The 15,555-nt window shown below is 45.4% G+C and carries 16 protein-coding genes and 2 pseudogenes; 9 read left to right on the forward strand and 9 right to left on the reverse strand.

Annotated elements, in window-relative coordinates; translation table 11 throughout:
* Positions 1 to 7: 7 nt before the first annotated feature.
* Positions 8 to 160, forward strand: a complete 153-nt coding sequence (locus QUA13_RS08860; RefSeq protein WP_333198004.1) for a hypothetical protein — start codon at positions 8 to 10, stop codon at positions 158 to 160.
* Between the two features lie 62 nt (positions 161 to 222).
* Here the strand turns inward: QUA13_RS08860 and QUA13_RS08865 are convergent, their stop codons facing one another.
* On the reverse strand, positions 223 to 1,086 hold the full coding sequence (locus tag QUA13_RS08865; protein WP_333198005.1) for an alpha amylase C-terminal domain-containing protein: 864 nt from the start codon (positions 1,084 to 1,086) through the stop codon (positions 223 to 225).
* Between the two features lie 202 nt (positions 1,087 to 1,288).
* Positions 1,289 to 1,918 (reverse strand): annotated as a pseudogene (locus tag QUA13_RS08870) (alpha-amylase family glycosyl hydrolase); the annotation flags it as partial.
* A gap of 680 nt (positions 1,919 to 2,598) precedes the next feature.
* Here QUA13_RS08870 and QUA13_RS08875 point away from each other — a divergent pair.
* On the forward strand, positions 2,599 to 2,847 hold the full coding sequence (locus QUA13_RS08875; RefSeq protein ID WP_333198006.1) for a hypothetical protein: 249 nt from the start codon (positions 2,599 to 2,601) through the stop codon (positions 2,845 to 2,847).
* Positions 2,848 to 3,013: 166 nt separating this feature from the next.
* Here QUA13_RS08875 and QUA13_RS08880 read toward each other — a convergent pair whose 3' ends face one another.
* A complete protein-coding gene (locus QUA13_RS08880) occupies positions 3,014 to 3,859 on the reverse strand; it encodes a cyanophycinase (protein ID WP_333198007.1) in 846 nt (281 codons plus the stop codon).
* A gap of 359 nt (positions 3,860 to 4,218) precedes the next feature.
* Positions 4,219 to 4,416, reverse strand: a complete 198-nt coding sequence (locus QUA13_RS08885) for a hypothetical protein (RefSeq protein ID WP_333191021.1) — start codon at positions 4,414 to 4,416, stop codon at positions 4,219 to 4,221.
* A 170-nt stretch (positions 4,417 to 4,586) separates the two neighbouring features.
* On the opposite strand from QUA13_RS08885, the gene QUA13_RS08890 reads away from it, so the two are divergent.
* From QUA13_RS08890 to coaBC, 6 genes are all read left to right on the forward strand, one after another.
* A complete protein-coding gene (locus tag QUA13_RS08890) occupies positions 4,587 to 4,748 on the forward strand; it encodes a hypothetical protein (RefSeq protein WP_333198008.1) in 162 nt (53 codons plus the stop codon).
* Positions 4,749 to 4,799: 51 nt separating this feature from the next.
* A complete protein-coding gene (locus QUA13_RS08895; protein ID WP_333198009.1) occupies positions 4,800 to 6,710 on the forward strand; it encodes an ATP-binding protein in 1,911 nt (636 codons plus the stop codon).
* A 375-nt stretch (positions 6,711 to 7,085) separates the two neighbouring features.
* Entirely contained in the window at positions 7,086 to 9,167 is a 2,082-nt protein-coding gene (locus QUA13_RS08900) for a CHASE domain-containing protein (protein WP_333198010.1), read from the forward strand.
* 315 nt (positions 9,168 to 9,482) lie between these two features.
* Positions 9,483 to 10,109, forward strand: coding sequence for an alpha/beta hydrolase (locus QUA13_RS08905; RefSeq protein ID WP_333198034.1), 627 nt, complete (start codon positions 9,483 to 9,485; stop codon positions 10,107 to 10,109).
* Between the two features lie 45 nt (positions 10,110 to 10,154).
* Positions 10,155 to 10,367 (forward strand): protein IsiD, encoded by a 213-nt coding sequence (gene isiD / locus QUA13_RS08910; protein WP_333198011.1) that lies wholly within the window; start codon positions 10,155 to 10,157, stop codon positions 10,365 to 10,367.
* A 255-nt stretch (positions 10,368 to 10,622) separates the two neighbouring features.
* Positions 10,623 to 11,822: a bifunctional phosphopantothenoylcysteine decarboxylase/phosphopantothenate--cysteine ligase CoaBC gene (coaBC, locus tag QUA13_RS08915; RefSeq protein WP_333198012.1), complete on the forward strand. Its 1,200-nt coding sequence runs from the start codon at positions 10,623 to 10,625 to the stop codon at positions 11,820 to 11,822.
* Between the two features lie 16 nt (positions 11,823 to 11,838).
* On the opposite strand, the gene QUA13_RS08920 is transcribed toward coaBC, so the two are convergent.
* Together QUA13_RS08920 and QUA13_RS08925 are read right to left on the reverse strand one after the other, a co-directional pair.
* Positions 11,839 to 12,234, reverse strand: coding sequence for a transcriptional regulator (locus tag QUA13_RS08920; protein ID WP_333198013.1), 396 nt, complete (start codon positions 12,232 to 12,234; stop codon positions 11,839 to 11,841).
* Positions 12,206 to 12,551 (reverse strand): annotated as a pseudogene (locus QUA13_RS08925) (type II toxin-antitoxin system RelE/ParE family toxin). The gene QUA13_RS08920 and the pseudogene QUA13_RS08925 overlap by 29 nt, the downstream one beginning before the upstream one ends.
* A gap of 151 nt (positions 12,552 to 12,702) precedes the next feature.
* Between QUA13_RS08925 and QUA13_RS08930 the strand changes: the two are divergent.
* Entirely contained in the window at positions 12,703 to 13,176 is a 474-nt protein-coding gene (locus QUA13_RS08930; protein WP_333198014.1) for a hypothetical protein, read from the forward strand.
* 75 nt (positions 13,177 to 13,251) lie between these two features.
* On the opposite strand, the gene QUA13_RS08935 is transcribed toward QUA13_RS08930, so the two are convergent.
* The 3 genes from QUA13_RS08935 to QUA13_RS08945 form a co-directional block, all read right to left on the reverse strand.
* Positions 13,252 to 13,587 (reverse strand): transcriptional regulator, encoded by a 336-nt coding sequence (locus tag QUA13_RS08935; RefSeq protein ID WP_333198015.1) that lies wholly within the window; start codon positions 13,585 to 13,587, stop codon positions 13,252 to 13,254.
* A 200-nt stretch (positions 13,588 to 13,787) separates the two neighbouring features.
* Complete coding sequence (locus tag QUA13_RS08940) at positions 13,788 to 14,858, reverse strand: aromatic ring-hydroxylating dioxygenase subunit alpha (RefSeq protein WP_333198016.1); 1,071 nt, start codon at positions 14,856 to 14,858, stop codon at positions 13,788 to 13,790.
* Positions 14,858 to 15,544, reverse strand: coding sequence for a class I SAM-dependent methyltransferase (locus QUA13_RS08945; protein WP_333198017.1), 687 nt, complete (start codon positions 15,542 to 15,544; stop codon positions 14,858 to 14,860). Before QUA13_RS08945 ends, QUA13_RS08940 begins: the two co-directional genes overlap by 1 nt.
* Between the last annotated feature and the right edge of the window lie 11 nt (positions 15,545 to 15,555).

Genomic DNA, 15,555 nt, shown 5'->3' on the forward strand with positions numbered 1-15,555 from the left:
TTGACAGGTGGCACGTCGCGGTGCAATTGTTCTTCTCAATACCAGGAATTACGATCGCACTCTGGGACGCAGAAACCTGGTTTTTCTACAAAAAACTATCTTCCAGACATCCGCCCCGGTAGAAAAACCCGGTTTGTTGAGTTTGGTGCGCCAGTCGTAAATACAATTTACTGTTGTACAAGTTCGCGGATCATCTGCCTGGAGACATAAATTCTCCGGCGCTCAAACAAATACCTGCGCTGACCATTCCGGCAAATCAAACTTAAACCCTTCTTCCCCAACTTCTACCATTTTGTTGTACATCCACTCGTGCCAAGTTCCTGCTGCGGGAAAGTTAGGAATGCAGTAACCAGATAGATAAGTATCCGAAAAATTTCCCACAACTACTGCTCGCGTTCCCTCATCGCTCCAGCGACAGTAAGCGAGGACTTTGGCTGCGGCATTTTCGTGGAAAAATTCAATATTTTCCGTGTAAAGTGCCGGGATTTTTTGCCGCAGCCGAATCACGTGTTTGTAGTATTCCAACAACTCATGATTTGGCTGATTTTCCAACAAAGACCATTGCAGTTTATTCGGCTGGTTGGGAGTTTGCCGAGTGGATTGTCCAAACTCTTCGCCCATCCACAGCATCGGTATTCCTACTGCTGTTACTAACAAAACCGCTCCCAATTTAGCTCGTTTAAAAGCAGCTTCTCGGTCGAGATTCCGAAAGCTTGCTTCCGCCAGCAAGTGGGATCGGTCGTGACTGGCTAAATAATTGATAACATTAGTTGTTTTTTGATAGCCTTGTTGTTTGGCATCCAGAGCTTGCTTGAGCTTTTCGAGATCGAAACGATCCCCGGCGAGATTTTCTATGGTAAAAATGCGAAAACTTTCGTGCCAGCAACCGTCCATCGGCCCGTCCGCAGCCACGAGTTCGGTAAGTTCGGGAATGTGTTCTGCTATGTTGTAAAATGGCTTGTCGCCGGCGGTTTTTTTCGCTTCGCGAGTTATCCAGTGCAGGAAATCTCGATTGTCCAACTGCCGCACTGCATCTCCGGCGAATGCCGTCGATATGATATTCTTGAATCCAGAAATTAACGACATCGCCGATGAATTTCCAAGCGGGACGAATGCCGAGTTTTGAGTCGAAGTTATCGTAGTTAAACTCCGGGCCCCAGTAGTTAGCGGGATCTTCGGGATAGTGTTTGTCGCGGTAGTACCAATAATTGCGATCGATGAGCAATAAGGGACATTCTTCATCGCAGTGGTTGTAAATGCCGTCCAGAATCACCCGAATGCCCCGCCCGTGGCATTCGTCAATCAATTGCTTCAAATCTGCGGTTGCACCGTAGCAGGACTCTACGGCAAAGAAATCGCGGACTTTGTAGCCCCAGCTATAATCGCCCGGATATTCATTAACTGGCATTAGTTCGATCGCATTTATCCCCAAATCGCACAGATAATCTAATTTCTCGATCGCCTGCTGGAATTTACCGCCGCTGTCGGAACCATCTGCGCCGGAAAAATCAGCAACGTGCAGTTCGTAAATAACTAATTCTTCATTTTCGGGGAGTTTTTTGTCGTCGTGCTGCCAAACATAGGTATCAATAATTCGCGCGCCTGCTTTGATGCGAATTGTACTTGTATTAGTAGTGCGGTCAATTTCAGTAGCGCAGGGATCGTTGACTTCTACCCATTCGTCGGGTTCACAACAGGGACTTTGCGATTGAACTCGGAATTTGTATTGATAAATACCGTCTTCTAACTGAATTTTAGTGCGGAAATAACCTCTGTCATCTTTTTCTAAAGCAATTTCTTCCCATAAGCAAAAGGAGCCGAGCAGTGTAGCTGCTTTGTTGTTGGGAGCGAAGAGTTTAAATTCAATTGCAGCGGCCGTGAATAGCTTGTTTGCAGAACTTATAATTGTGATTAGTATTCATTGTTACCATTTTGCAAATCTGTCGCCATCGTTCTTAAGAGTTAAACCTGTAACTCTTCTGTTGTCAGGTGTCCAGAGGCGCACCCGGAGGATTTACTCGTGCGCACCCTAGCGGTTGAGTAACGTGCGCGCCTGAGAACCCGGAGGCCCGATTTAAATCAATCAAAAATGTAGTTAAAGTAACAAAAAATTGTGAAGTGCTGTTTATGAAAAGTAATTTAACTTTTGATAACTAGATAAATCGTGATAAGAGTTTAAAGTTTGTAACTAAAGGAACATTTTTTAGCTGGCAGAGCTAATACTGTAGAATGATGTGATTTTAGGCGGAAAGAGAGAGGATCGGCTTGTAATTATCAGGCAAGAGAAACCAGAAAAATGAATCCTTTATTCAACTGGATTTTCGGGCGATCGACTTTAACTCAAGTTTGAGCCGAGAAGAGCAATGATTATTTTTGCTTATGCCTTGGTAACACTTGTTTTATAGTTCTTGACTGGCAAACTTTGCAGAACCAAAATCAGCTTTAACGACTGCTGCTACCTCAGTAATTGGTAATCGGTGAAAATCTCATCCGTCCCTGTTACCCGTTAGATATTCCGAGCAGCGGCTCTAGGGTTCTAAAAGTTTAATTGGGGATGTTGACGAATTACCCTTACTGTAAAAATCTGGAGTGTTAAAAATGCTAAAACAAATGTGCTGGTTGCCCAGATTGGGAGGCAATGGAGAAAAGATATTGCACTTGCGCACGGAAGCCCGTCAAGCGTGGCGGCCTTACACAGCTTTTCCGCAGTACGCTGCACCCGACTACCGGGAACCGGGCGGTTCTAACGGATGGGCAACATTTCAGAAGCTGAAAACTCAAGGGTGGAATTTAATTTCGACTGAAGAAGGGCAGCAGTCGATGTTTGGCGAACAGAAAAGTGCTTAAAAAACCACAAACCGCAATAAAAAAAGAAGAGGAGTTTACCTCTTCTTTTTATGAGTTCTCAACGAAGTATCGGGGTTTAAAAACCCTGATATTTCCTTGAATCGGTAAGGTGGCACTGCCCACCCTACATAATTTTGACATTTACTATGGCGGCGTTGGAAGTAAATTAGGCGATCGCCGTTTCCCTATCTGCTGTAGTTGTTACGTTATCGAACACCGGCTCGTGAGTTTTCAAGTTAAACCGGTATCCGTGAGGGAGTATGTGCAACTTGGCGCCGCAAATCGCCAAACCCTCATCCTTCAACCGTCCATCTATATTGTCGTGGAGTTTTTCCGACTCGTCGATGATTGTTACAGCGCTTTCGCCAATAACTTCCAACTCGTCACCGCTGACTAAAATAGCTGTATTTTCGTCAATACCAAATCCCAACACGGCCGGTTGGAGCAAGAGTGCGGTAACTAAGCGTCCCAGACGACCTCGCTGAGCGAAATGCTGGTCGATGACAACTCCCGGGAGGAAACCCATTCCCGGGCCCATTGCTACCACTTCAACGCGGGGATTTGTCTCGGAGTCTCCTTCAATAATCATCATGTCTGGCATCATCGCCGCGCCGGCACTGGTGCCACCAATGATAATCCCTTCCGAGTAGCGTTTGTGCATAGCATCGTCGAGTTTGGTGCCTTTCAAGCAGTTAATAATCCGCGCTTGCTCTCCGCCGGTAAAGAATATGCCAGTCGCTTGTTCTATCGCTTCTAAATAATCTGGATTGTCGGCATCTTCGGGTCTCTGGGTGTCAACAACTCGCACATCTTCAGCGCCGAGTCGCTCAAACACTCGGATGTAATTATCTCCTACTTCTCCCGGCAAGCTGGTTGCAGCCGTCATGATCACAATGTGCGCTTTAGTGCCTCCGGCGCACCGCAAGAATTCCCGCAGAATTTTACACTCCCCCTCTTTGTCTTCTGCGCCCCCAATAATTAGCAACTTTCCCTGATTTTCGTTGCTCGCCATATTATCTCCACTTTTAATTTATTAAATTTCACTAAAACACAAAATTTTTCCTTCTGGAAACTGCCAAAAGGTATAGATAGATACACAAAATTATCTGAATTTGCTGATTCCCGGACGCACAAAACTCAAGGGTTCTGGGGTTTGTTTACTCGGGCCGCGGGCTGTAAAGATGTTTTTGCTAAAAAAAACCTACCCCACCTAACAAAATATAGGAGGGGTCAAAAAATGAGTTAAATTACAGGACTTACGCGCGCGCTGGTCATAAACTCGGTTTCTGACTGGATACTTCCCTCATAACCTCTTATTTCTCGTAGAAACCGGGTTTATGAGCGTAAGTCCTAAATTAGTCCGATCGCGCGTTAGTGCGATCGCTCGATCAAATTGCTCAATACCGTACGCGCCCGTTCTAAAGGTAGGTGTCTGGGTTTGCCATTCCAGACAATCTGATATTCGTTGCTGTTTTGACCATCGCCGTAGCCAGAAATTAGCTTCCGGTGAAATGCTTCCTCAGCTAATTCGTGAACTTGATCCCTGAGAGCAGTTTGTGCGAGCTTCATAAATTTGCTGCCTCTTAAATTCTCCTTCACAGTCATAAACAATTATAAGTGGGCAATAAGTGGGCAGTGCACCTCTCAAAAGTTAGAGCTTTTTTTCTGGAGGGCAAGGAAGTAGAGTTATTAGTTATAGGTGCTTAGCTATAGGTGCTTTGTCATCAGTGCTTAGTTAGATGTTGAACGAAGAAGAAATATTTTCCCACTCTTCCCCTCTCCCCATCTCCCCCACTCCCCCACTTCCCCTCTCCCCCACTCCCGCGATGCTGAAGGCAGAATTGGTCGGAGTGTTTGTATCAACTGCTACTGCAATATCTATGCCTGCGGGTAGTATCTAATGCACCGACAAGAGAGTTAATGTGGAAAATTGACGAAAAGGAGGTTAGAAAATGCTGCAAGAAAAAAGCACCGAAACAGCGCGGGTCAATGCTCGAAAAACAGATGTTTTTGATGTTTTCAACTTCAAACATTATATGGGGCCAAACCCTTATTTAGGAACAGCGGCTTTAGTTTTCGATTTGGCGGTGACGGGCGCGAGCGAACCTTTGCCGATCGCACATTACCATGAAATTATTAGCGATCGCTACCCGCAACTCCAGCAGGAAACTTTTTCAAACCACGCCGAACTGTTCGGCCGTACCGCTTCAGAAGTTGCAAAACTCGACATGGGTTTGCACTTCCAACACTGGAACGTCAAGCCGTTTTCTCAGTTTAACAGAATTAGCATAGAAGCAGTTCACGCCCGCAGCGCCAGAGCCGTAGTTTACGCTGTTTGGGATTGGTTTGAAGCCATCAATCAAAATCAAGATTTTCCCTTGGAATCACAAATAGACACGCTGCAAAATATGTTCCGGCAGTCTGTTTACGGAGGCCCGACAGTTTATTCGTTAATGCGAGCGGCATCGCAAAAAGGCATTCCCGTATTTTATTTGTGGGATGAAGGATTGATGCAATACGGGTACGGGAAAAAACTCGTGCGCGGCTCTGCAACTACTTTTGATTCTGACAGCCACTTAGACTCCGATTTTACCACGCGCAAAGACGATTGTAAAGCTTTTCTCGCTACATTAGGATTTCCTGTTCCCAAAGGCGATATCGTCTCCACAGAAAGCGGAGCTCTGGCAGTTGCTAAAGACATTGGCTACCCAGTTGCTGTCAAACCAGTAGTCGGTCATAAAGGAATTGGCGTCACAGCAGATATCCGAGATGCTGAGGAATTGCAGGCCGCTTTTAAAAGAGCTGTTAAGGCAATTCCCGAAACAGAATCGGTGCGAGTAATTGTGGAAAATAGCATCAAAGGATCGGATTTTAGGCTGCTGTGCGTTGACGGCAAATTTGTTTCGGCAACTGAACGCCGACCCGCTTGGGTAACAGGGGACGGCGACTCAACAATTCGCGAATTGATCCGCCGTGAAAACCGCAAATCCCAACGTTTGGATACGCCAACTTCGGCCCTGAGCAAAATTCAGTCCGACGAATCGATGGAAATGTATCTGGCAGAACAAGGGCTGTCATTGGATAGTGTCCTAGAGGGCGATCGCACTGTATCTCTGCGCAAAGTCGCCAATCTTTCCGCAGGCGGCGTCAGCATCGACGCTACCCAAACTATTCACCCGGATAACATTGTTTTGGCTCAAGATATCGCCCTACATTTTCGGTTAACTTGTTTGGGGGTGGATGTGGTAACAGAAACTCTCGCCAAATCTTGGAAAACAGGCAATTTTGGGATTCTCGAAATCAATGCCGCGCCGGGAATTTTTATGCACCTCAACCCGGCTGTAGGCGAAGGGGTTGATGTGCCTTCCCATATTATCGAAACTTTCTTTGACTCGGGAAAATCAGCCAGAGTTCCGATTATTACTTTCAACAAAATTTCGGTGCAAGAACTGCAAGAAACAATCGACCACATTTTGTTGCAGCATCCCGATTGGACGATCGGTGCTGTTTGTCGCGGTGGACTTTTTGTCAACCGTTCTGAAAAAGTTTTGCATAAGAATTACAATCTTAACGTGCAAAGTTTGCTGCGGAATCCCAAGCTCGATTTGTTAATTGCTGAATATCCCGGAAATATTTTGGAAGCGGACGGAATGTTTTATCAAGGGAGCAATATGGTGGTGCTGGACAATCCGGGGGAAACTGAGATGATGTTGAGCAGAGAAAGCACTGATGACGATACTGTTGTGGTGAGGGAAGAAAATAGTATTTCTATTCGCCGCCAGGGGTTGATCGAACAGTATACTCTGGGAGATGGGGAACCGTTTACACGGGTTTATTTGAAGGAAATAGGGACTATTTTGTAACCTGTTCGACATTTAAGTTGGCTTTGTGGGGCGGGTTTTTAGTACCCGCCCCACCAGATAAAGGCTTTTTCTCGCTCCCGGGTGCTTCCGGGGAAGGAAATTGGGGATCGCCCAGATTTGAACTCGCTTCGTTTCACTTAGTTACAATTGGTGGCAATTCCTCAGTGGATGCACTATTCCTAAGAAACCCGGTTTCTTGCCATACTTCTGGTTACCACAGCAATATTTTCGTAGAAATTGGGTTTCCCAGGATAAGCCCTATTCCTGCGATCGTAAATTTTTAGAGAATGTAGTTTCTGGGCGGTTTCTTGTGTTATCAAGGAATTTTACAATTCTTTAAACTAATTGCACTCCGGTGGCAGAAGGTGTGGAAATATGAATGTTGGCAGCAATTGGTTTAATTCGCTGGCGGAAAGTTTACAGTCGTACCGTCGCTACATTCCAGCAGCGCTGACTCTTTGGACAGGTACGAGCTTGTCATTGGCAGCCGCCGCCCTTGTGTGGCATTCGGAAAACCAACGAATGCAAGTTCAATTTGATGAGCAAGCCGATCGCCTGAATGTGACTTTGCAGCAAAGCATCAATCACAATTTAGAAGTTCTTTACTCACTTCAAGCATTCTACAACGCATCTACTGAAGTTAGCAGACAAGATTTTAAGCAATTCGTTCAACCTGCACTTTCCCGACATTCTGCCATCTATTCTGTTAACTGGAGTGTGCGCGTGCCTGCTGCCCAAAAAGCAGCTTACGAAGCCGCAATTCGAGCCGAAGGTTTTCCGGCATTTCAAATTTACGAGCGAACTCGTGACCAAAAGCCGATCGAAGCAAAAGTGCGATCGGAATACTTTCCAATTATTTACAGAGAAGCACTAGAAGAAGATAACAAACTGATCGGTTTTGATGTTGCCTCCAGCCCCGAGCGCAAAGCAGCTTTAGAGAAGTCGGTGAATACGGGGAAAATAGCGGCTTCCGCGCAGATTAAATTAGTCAGCAACAATCAACCGGGATTGCAAGTATTTCTGCCAGTACCCCGTCGCACAACTTCTCTAGATAACTCGGTTAAGAACCGCGAAAATCTCATGGGAGTTATTGCGGGTCTGTTTCAGATCACCCATATGGTCGATTTCTCTTTAGAATCCCTAAATTTAGACAGCATTAATTTTTACCTATACGACAACTCGGCTACAGGGAAAGAACGCTTTCTGGTGCGCTACGACTCACAAGCTAAGCAGTTGATAGATAACCCAAAACTAGAAAAGCCAGAGTTAACTAATGTTCGGGGGGAAATCTGTCAAAATCCTAGTGCTTGCACTCGCTTATTGAACGTAGCAGACCGCCAGTGGATGCTGCTAGTTTTGCCCGGGAACGGGTACAACGGTCTGAAGACGCATCAGGGTTCGCTGGCTATTTGTGCGATCGGGCTATTGATGGCTGGCAGCTTGACGATTTACCTGTTGATGTCTCTAGAACGTACCGCCAAAGTAGAACAGCAAGTGTACGATCGCACAATTCAACTAAAAGAGCGCACCGCTGAACTAGAAACAGCACTAAAAAAGCAGGAAACTCAATTTAAACTAATCCAAACTGAAAAAATGTCCAGCTTGGGGCAGTTGGTGGCTGGAGTTGCCCACGAAATTAACAATCCTGTCAACTTCATCTCTGGGAACCTGATCCATACAGGCGAATATACTCGAAACTTGCTGGAACTTGTGGAAATATACCAGCAGCAATATCCGAACCCAACGCCAGAAGTGCAAGACAAACAAAAAGAGATCGAATTGGAGTTTATTATTGAAGACTTGCCTAAAATCCTAAAATCAATGAATTTGGGAGCTGAACGCATCCGCCAGATCGTGCTTTCTCTGCGGAATTTTTCGCGATTGGATGAATCTGAAATGAAGTCTGTTGACATTCACGAAGGCATTGACAGCACCTTGATGATTTTGGAGAGTCGGCTGAAACCCCAAGCTGATTTTCCGGGTATTCAAGTCATCAAAGAATACGGAGATTTGCCCTTAGTGGAGTGTTTTGCGGGACAATTAAATCAGGTATTTATGAATATTTTGACAAATGCTATTGATGTTTTATATGACGCACAAAATCAAAAAAATCTGCTCGGGCAAAGTTTCTCAAATTCGCCATTTTTACCTACAATTATGATTCGCACTGAACTTTTAAATTCTAATTGTGTATGCGTGCGAATCTCTGACAATGGAACGGGCATGACCGAGAATGTCAAAAAACGTTTGTTTGAGCCGTTTTTCACTACCAAGCCTGTAGGCAAAGGTACTGGCTTGGGATTGTCGCTCGGCTATCAAATAGTGGACAAACATCAAGGTTCGCTCAGGTGCGTATCGGCTCCGGGAGAGGGAACTGAATTCTCGATTGAGGTGCCGGTGCGGCAACAGTCCCAGCAATCTGTTTCTCAGGTTTCAACTGCGGTAGGTGTTAGTTGAAATTAGCGGGAGAACTCTCGCTTATAGCTGAGTCTAGCCTCGCTCCCCCTAGCATCTCCATTTCTAATGGGAACGCACGAGCGTCGCCGTTCTCTCTTTTTTTTATTTCTTTAGGAAAGGTGCGCACCCTACTTGGGAAAGGTGCGGATTGCGCACCCTACAGTTAACAGCTAACAGTCAACAGTTAACAGTTAGAGTTATTGGCAACTGCGTGCTAATTTCGAGTCAAATCTTGCCCAAAACAAATATCTTGGGTTTTACTCACCGCGACAATTTATAATTGTAGCAATGCCAGATTACCAATTACTAATTACGATGTCTTTACAATTTATTAGCATTCCGCCAAAAACCGATCGCAAACCTGTCGCTGTGATTGTCGCTTTGCACGGATGGGGTGCTAATGCTCGGGATTTGACTTCTTTAGCACCGGCTTTCAATTTACCGGATTATCAGTTTGTGTTTCCCGACGCCCCCTTTCCCCATCCTCAGGCAATGGGCGGCAAAGCGTGGTATGACCTTCAAGGTAAAGACGCTCAGGGATTGGTAAAAAGCCGGCAATTGCTGAGGGAATTTTTGCTGTCTTTGGAAAGCAGCACGGGCGTGCCTTTGTCTCGCACTATTTTAGGCGGTTTTTCTCAAGGGGGAGCGATGACTCTAGATGTGGGATTGACTTTGCCTGTAGCCGGTTTAATTTGTCTGAGCGGTTATTTACACCCGTCGATTTCGCCAGTTGCTGGGAGTGCTTTGCCACCTGTTTTAATCGTGCACGGTACTCAAGATACTATTGTGCCCGTTACTGCTGCTGTGCGATCGCGCGACAGTTTGACTGCTTGGGGAACTGCGGTGCAGTATCGAGAATTTATCATGGGACACGAGATTCTGCCCGAAGTTATAGATGTAATGCGAAGTTTTGTTGTAGAAACTGTGTCGAAATCAGATTAAAGGCTTAGGATATAGTATGGCGGAAGTCTCGGGCAGGGGAAAAAAATGAAAACTTTAACCAAAGCATCGCGCGATATTGCTGTACTTACTTCTCAGGACGTGGCAGAATTGGCTGTCCGTTTGGAAGTGGACGATTATGCAGATCCTTTTGAGGGATTGAATGATTGGCATTTGTTGCGATCGCTTGCCTTTCAGCGGCCGGAGATGGTTGAACCTTATCTCCACCTTCTGGATATGGAAGCCTACGACGAAGCATAGCCTAAAAAATCTAGCTTAAAATTTTCGACGGAATTGAGGAAGAAGTTAGCAGCATATTTTGTTGTGAATTGAACAGATGAGTTATGGATTTTTGTCTATTTTCATCTTAATTTCTTTCTTGATTCTTTTTTATGAAAAAATGACACCCGTTTCAAAAAAGAATGTGAATGTAGGCCAGCTCTCAACCCTGATATTCATCAGTAATTCCCAATTTAAAATCTAAAATCTAAAATCTAAAATATAAAATGGTATGACATGAAAGGCAGACGAATTTTAATCGGCGTTAGCGGCGGAATTGCGGCTTACAAAGTTTGCGAAGTAGTTTCAACTTTAGCGAAAGCTGGAGCTGAAGTTAAAGCTATTCTTACTGATGCGGCCGCGGAGTTTGTAACGCCTTTGACTTTTGCTACTCTGTGCCGCCATCCTGCTTTTACGGACAAAGATTTTTGGCAAGCAAGTCACGGCCGCCCCCTGCACATTCAACTGGGAGAATGGGCGGAAGTTTTTGTTATTGCTCCCCTGACAGCTAATACTTTGGCTAAGTTGGCGGGGGGTTTTGCTGATAATTTGCTGACTAATACTGTCTTAGCTTCTACTTGCCCAATTTTGCTGGCACCGGCGATGAATACGGATATGTGGGAACAGCCTGCGGTGCAGCGGAATTGGCGGGAAGTGTTGACTTATCGGCGCTATCATGCTGCGAATCCAGGGGCGGGAATGCTGGCGTGCGATCGCGCGGGTGTCGGCCGCATGGCAGAACCTGGTGAGATTTTGCCTCATATTGAATCGCTGTTGTATGCGAAGGGCGATCGAGATTTAGCGGGGCTTCGGGTGTTGATCGGTGCGGGAGGAACGCGGGAACACCTCGATCCGGTGCGGTTTATCGGCAATCCTTCCAGCGGCAAAATGGGTATAGCTTTGGCGCAAGCTGCACAGCACCGGGGCGCGACAGTGACGCTGGTACACAGTATAACTGGCGAATTGCCGCTCTCAGGTGTGCGGGCGATCGCAGTTGCGAGTGCACAAGAAATGCGGCAGGCGATGCTGCAATGCTTTCACGATGCGGATTTGACGGTGATGGCAGCAGCGGTAGCGGATGTGAAGCCGGCTGAGTACAGTAGTGAGAAATTGCCGAAGCGATCGCTCCCGAATTGTTTGCCTTTGACACCGGTAGCGGATATTGTGGCAGAGTTGGGAAAATTGAAACAGCCGCACCAAAAATTAATCGGGTTTGCAGCACAAACTGGGGATATTGTCAAGCCAGCTTTGGAGAAATTGCGGGCGAAGAAACTTGATTTAATTGCGGCAAACCCGATCGATCGAATAGGTGCTGGTTTCGGCAGCAATACCAATCAAGCAATATTAATTAATGCCGCCGGCAAGCAAGTAGAAATAGCACCTTGCAGCAAGCTAGAAATGGCTCACCGATTGTTAGATTTTGTGATGAAAGGGTGAGGGCGCAATTTACTCATTAACTGGGATTAATTACTACTGGTTCGGGCGATAATTCTGATTCCCCAAAATCCGTTGATTCCGAGTCAGCGGGCAATTCAGTATCTGCGACAGTAATTTCTAGTTTAAATCCTAATGCTTCGAGCAGTGCTACCAAACTGTAAATTTCCGAACCTCCACTTTCGGTCAACATCTTGTCGAGTTTTTCGTGATGTTCTTTTGCTGACTCCGAAAGAGTATTCATCCTGATTCGAGCCTCAATTACCTTTCTGATGGCATTTCTCAAAAGTGCGGGTTCAGAGTCTTTTTCTTCCAAGATAGCCCCGATAAAACCAGCAGCTTCTTCCGGCTCGTGGAGAGATTCAATTAGGTACTCGCGGTAGCTATCACTTGTGGGTGCTTTCACGTTTTTCATAATCTGTCCAGTATTCTATAGCTTGTCGAATGTTCTGTCCTTGGGTGCTTTTATCCCCAGCTATGAGGATTACCACAATTGTCAAGCCGACTTGTCCAAAGTAGAGGCGGTAGCCCGGGCCATAATTAATTCTGAGTTCAAAAACTCCTTGTCCCACTGACTTGAAATCTCCGAGATTACCTTGCTCAACTTCGGTCAAGCCTAGATTTGATTCTAACTCTAACATTCCGATCGCGGAGCGAATCAAGCCACTCGCCGAATGGTACTCTACCCTCTGCTGTAGCGTAACGTAGAACTTCCCTGGGTTGTACTTCTATGATTTTATCGTACATGATTAACAATTTCTATCGTAAGTGCGATCGACAGTCCATTAAGTAAGCAAATCATACTTAAGACAGAGGTATTCGAGCGACAAAATAGTAAACCTTGTTTGAGGAAACAAAGTTTAAATTAAACAGGGCATTGTGAATGAATTTTAAATCGATCGCAAAAACCAATCTACTATTCGGCAGCCTGATAATTAGCCTCGGATTGCAAGCACTTCCAGCCACAGCGCAAGCAGTCACCGACGCGCAAGTTTCCGCCCTCGTAGAAGCGCTGCGACAAGCCGCCCCCCCACAAGCCGCAAATGACGGAATGTACAGTCAGTGGCAAGTTTTGCCGGGCAATATTTCCCGCTGGGCAAAATTCTGTACCAAACAAGATTTAACACCGCAACAATTTGAGGCCGACGCGACAAAAGCCAAATCAATTGTTACCTGTATCGTGGGCGATTTGCTGCGCGACGAATACAAAGCTAGCAGCAACAATGAATTAACCGCAGTACGCCGCGCCGCTTGCTGGTGGATGACAGGGGACTCCGCAGCTTGTAAAAGTGGCGCAACTGCTACTTATGCCGATAAAGTTATCAGCGTTTACCAGCAGCAGCGACCTAAAAAGTAAAGTTTGTGCTGGCAAAATTTAGATTTTTTTGACCGCAGATGGACGCAGATTAACGCAGATGAATTGCGCTCGGTTTCATTCCCCGATCGCTAATTCATCTTCTTTTAAAGTAACTGTTAGCCTAAATCCTAACGCATCCAATAACGCGATTAAAGCGTAAATTTCATAAGCGCCACTTTCCGAAACCATTTGATCGAGTTTCTCGTGATGTACTTTAGCTTGCTTTAAAAGATTGTTCGCCAGCAAACGTGCATCAATTACGTCTTGAATTTCCGCCCGCAGCAGTTGAGAATCCGGTGATTCTACTTCTAAAGCCACACTCAGGTAAGCCGCAGCTTCTGCGGGGTTTTTTAGAGATTCAATTAGTGCGTTCAGCCAGCTTTCACTGGTTGGCGCTATAACGTTCTTCATATTCTGCACTTATAGTATAAGCCCGACAGAACTAAGGCAAAAAAATGGTTTACGCGCTACTTATAGCGGTAAGGTGCGGAGGGCCCACCCTACATATACAAGTTCTGCATTCAGGACTAGCCGAGTTTCCCTCGGTTGTACTTCCATGATTTTTGGAAAATATACATATTAGCCTGTGCAGATTTCAATTTGCGACTGAATTACCCATTTCCCGCCTGACTTCTCATCAACTTTTGCACGCTCCCCAAAGCCCTATTTAATTCGTAACTCTTTCTTTCCGAATTCTGCAAAAAAGCCTGCTGTTCTTCCTCAATCATTAACACATCCTGCCGCACCAAACCATCTAATAACTTTTGAGCCGCACCGAACAAACTATCTTTAATAAACCTGCGAAACCAAACCGGCAATTTGTGCAGCCGCCAAAACGCATTTAATGAGGTAAAATGAATTAAATAAGCGCGAGTTGCTGTCTCGCTCACAGGACAAACCAAGCAGTAAATCTTAAAATCGCTACCCAAAGTTGAAACCCAGTGCGGGTAAACATAACTCACTTCCAGCGGTTCCGGGTGCAGTCGGCGCAGAGATTTAAAAAACAACTGAGAAATTGACCAAATTTTATCTATTTTGTAATAACTTTGTGCCTGATAGCGAGCAGTTACTAGATGCTCGTTTTCTTCTAAAGAATCTAACACCGGATTTGCCCAAGCTTGCCAATCATCGTGCAAGTGTCCGTGGTACATATCCATCAAATTTTCAATTAAAAATGAATAGTGTGCCTGACAGTCGATGACTGAAACTGTGGCAATATAATTGAGATGTTCCCACTCGGGCAAATCCAATAAATCTATTTTTTCGGCTTGCGTTTCGTCGCCGGGAAACAGCCAGATAAAACCGTTTTGTTCCTTGGCTGGATAGGAGCGAATTTTGCAGTTAGGTAGCTTTTGATTTTCTGCTAAATAATCGACTTCGGCGCATTCTCCCTTTGCATTTAACCGCCATCCGTGGTAAGCGCATTCGATTAAATCGCCTTTAACTTGACCGTGGCTGAGTTTAACTTGTCGGTGCGGACATCTATCTTCTAAAGCGTTGATTTTTCCTGCACTGTCGCGGAAAAGTACGATCGCCCGATTCCAGATTTTCGCAGCGAGTGGCTGAGTTTGCACCTCGGTGCTGCGGGCGATTGCATACCACCGATCCAGATTAATGCCCAACTCGCGGATATGAGTTTTTTGTTCCCTTCCAGATACCGATTGTATCGCGTTGTTTTGCATTAGAAATGTTCCCAGATTACGCCCATAAAACAACCCAATTTTACAAAATAACAGCCGGGAAAGCAACGACCGTAAATCTTTTTAAATTGCCGTTCTGACAAATACCTGTCGCTAGCTAAATGTTTCAACCAGCTTGGCGACAGTCTAAATCTTAATAATCTTGAAGCTGTACGAAATCCGTAGGTAGAACAGTCTGGAATAAAATCTCTCGCTGCACCTACTATGTAGCCTATTGTAGCAGGTCTTTCGATTTCCGATATATTATCTAAAAAGACGATTTTTCCGTGCCTATTTAACAATTGTTTAATTACTGAGAGGGCGGCGGGGAGGTTGGGCAAGTGGTGAAAAGTGGCGGCACTAACGATTAAATCAAATTTGTGCTCTAACGTTAATTGACTGGCATCCATTTGAATGTATTCGATATTGGGGGCTGAGCGTTTTTGACGGGCGATCGCCAGCATTTTTGCTGAAAAATCTACGGCGACTACACGATCGTAATACTGGGCTAATTCAAAAGCAAGAATTCCCGAACCGCATCCAATATCTAATGCTGCACCTTTGCTGGTCGATAGGTTTTTAGTAAAGAAATCGTTCTGGTTTTGCAAGGTGGCGGCGAAATCGTATTCTGTTGCAAAAGCATCAAACATTACAGGTTTATTGCGAATTGTGCAGTTACTCTTCAGCATCTATTATTGGT

This window comes from Microcoleus sp. S28C3 (assembly GCF_036700785.1).
GTDB classification, from domain to species: Bacteria; Cyanobacteriota; Cyanobacteriia; order Cyanobacteriales; family Microcoleaceae; genus Microcoleus; species Microcoleus asticus.

Coding starts and splice junctions, on each gene's coding strand:
- QUA13_RS08865 (WP_333198005.1), bottom strand. CDS start 1,086: ATGTCGTTAATTTCTGGATTCAAGAATATCATATCGACGGCATTCGCC.
- QUA13_RS08875 (WP_333198006.1), top strand. CDS start 2,599: ATGCTAAAACAAATGTGCTGGTTGCCCAGATTGGGAGGCAATGGAGAA.
- QUA13_RS08880 (WP_333198007.1), bottom strand. CDS start 3,859: ATGGCGAGCAACGAAAATCAGGGAAAGTTGCTAATTATTGGGGGCGCA.
- QUA13_RS08885 (WP_333191021.1), bottom strand. CDS start 4,416: ATGAAGCTCGCACAAACTGCTCTCAGGGATCAAGTTCACGAATTAGCT.
- QUA13_RS08890 (WP_333198008.1), top strand. CDS start 4,587: ATGTTGAACGAAGAAGAAATATTTTCCCACTCTTCCCCTCTCCCCATC.
- QUA13_RS08895 (WP_333198009.1), top strand. CDS start 4,800: ATGCTGCAAGAAAAAAGCACCGAAACAGCGCGGGTCAATGCTCGAAAA.
- QUA13_RS08900 (WP_333198010.1), top strand. CDS start 7,086: ATGAATGTTGGCAGCAATTGGTTTAATTCGCTGGCGGAAAGTTTACAG.
- QUA13_RS08905 (WP_333198034.1), top strand. CDS start 9,483: ATGTCTTTACAATTTATTAGCATTCCGCCAAAAACCGATCGCAAACCT.
- isiD (WP_333198011.1), top strand. CDS start 10,155: ATGAAAACTTTAACCAAAGCATCGCGCGATATTGCTGTACTTACTTCT.
- coaBC (WP_333198012.1), top strand. CDS start 10,623: ATGAAAGGCAGACGAATTTTAATCGGCGTTAGCGGCGGAATTGCGGCT.
- QUA13_RS08920 (WP_333198013.1), bottom strand. CDS start 12,234: ATGAAAAACGTGAAAGCACCCACAAGTGATAGCTACCGCGAGTACCTA.
- QUA13_RS08930 (WP_333198014.1), top strand. CDS start 12,703: ATGAATTTTAAATCGATCGCAAAAACCAATCTACTATTCGGCAGCCTG.
- QUA13_RS08935 (WP_333198015.1), bottom strand. CDS start 13,587: ATGAAGAACGTTATAGCGCCAACCAGTGAAAGCTGGCTGAACGCACTA.
- QUA13_RS08940 (WP_333198016.1), bottom strand. CDS start 14,858: ATGCAAAACAACGCGATACAATCGGTATCTGGAAGGGAACAAAAAACT.
- QUA13_RS08945 (WP_333198017.1), bottom strand. CDS start 15,544: ATGCTGAAGAGTAACTGCACAATTCGCAATAAACCTGTAATGTTTGAT.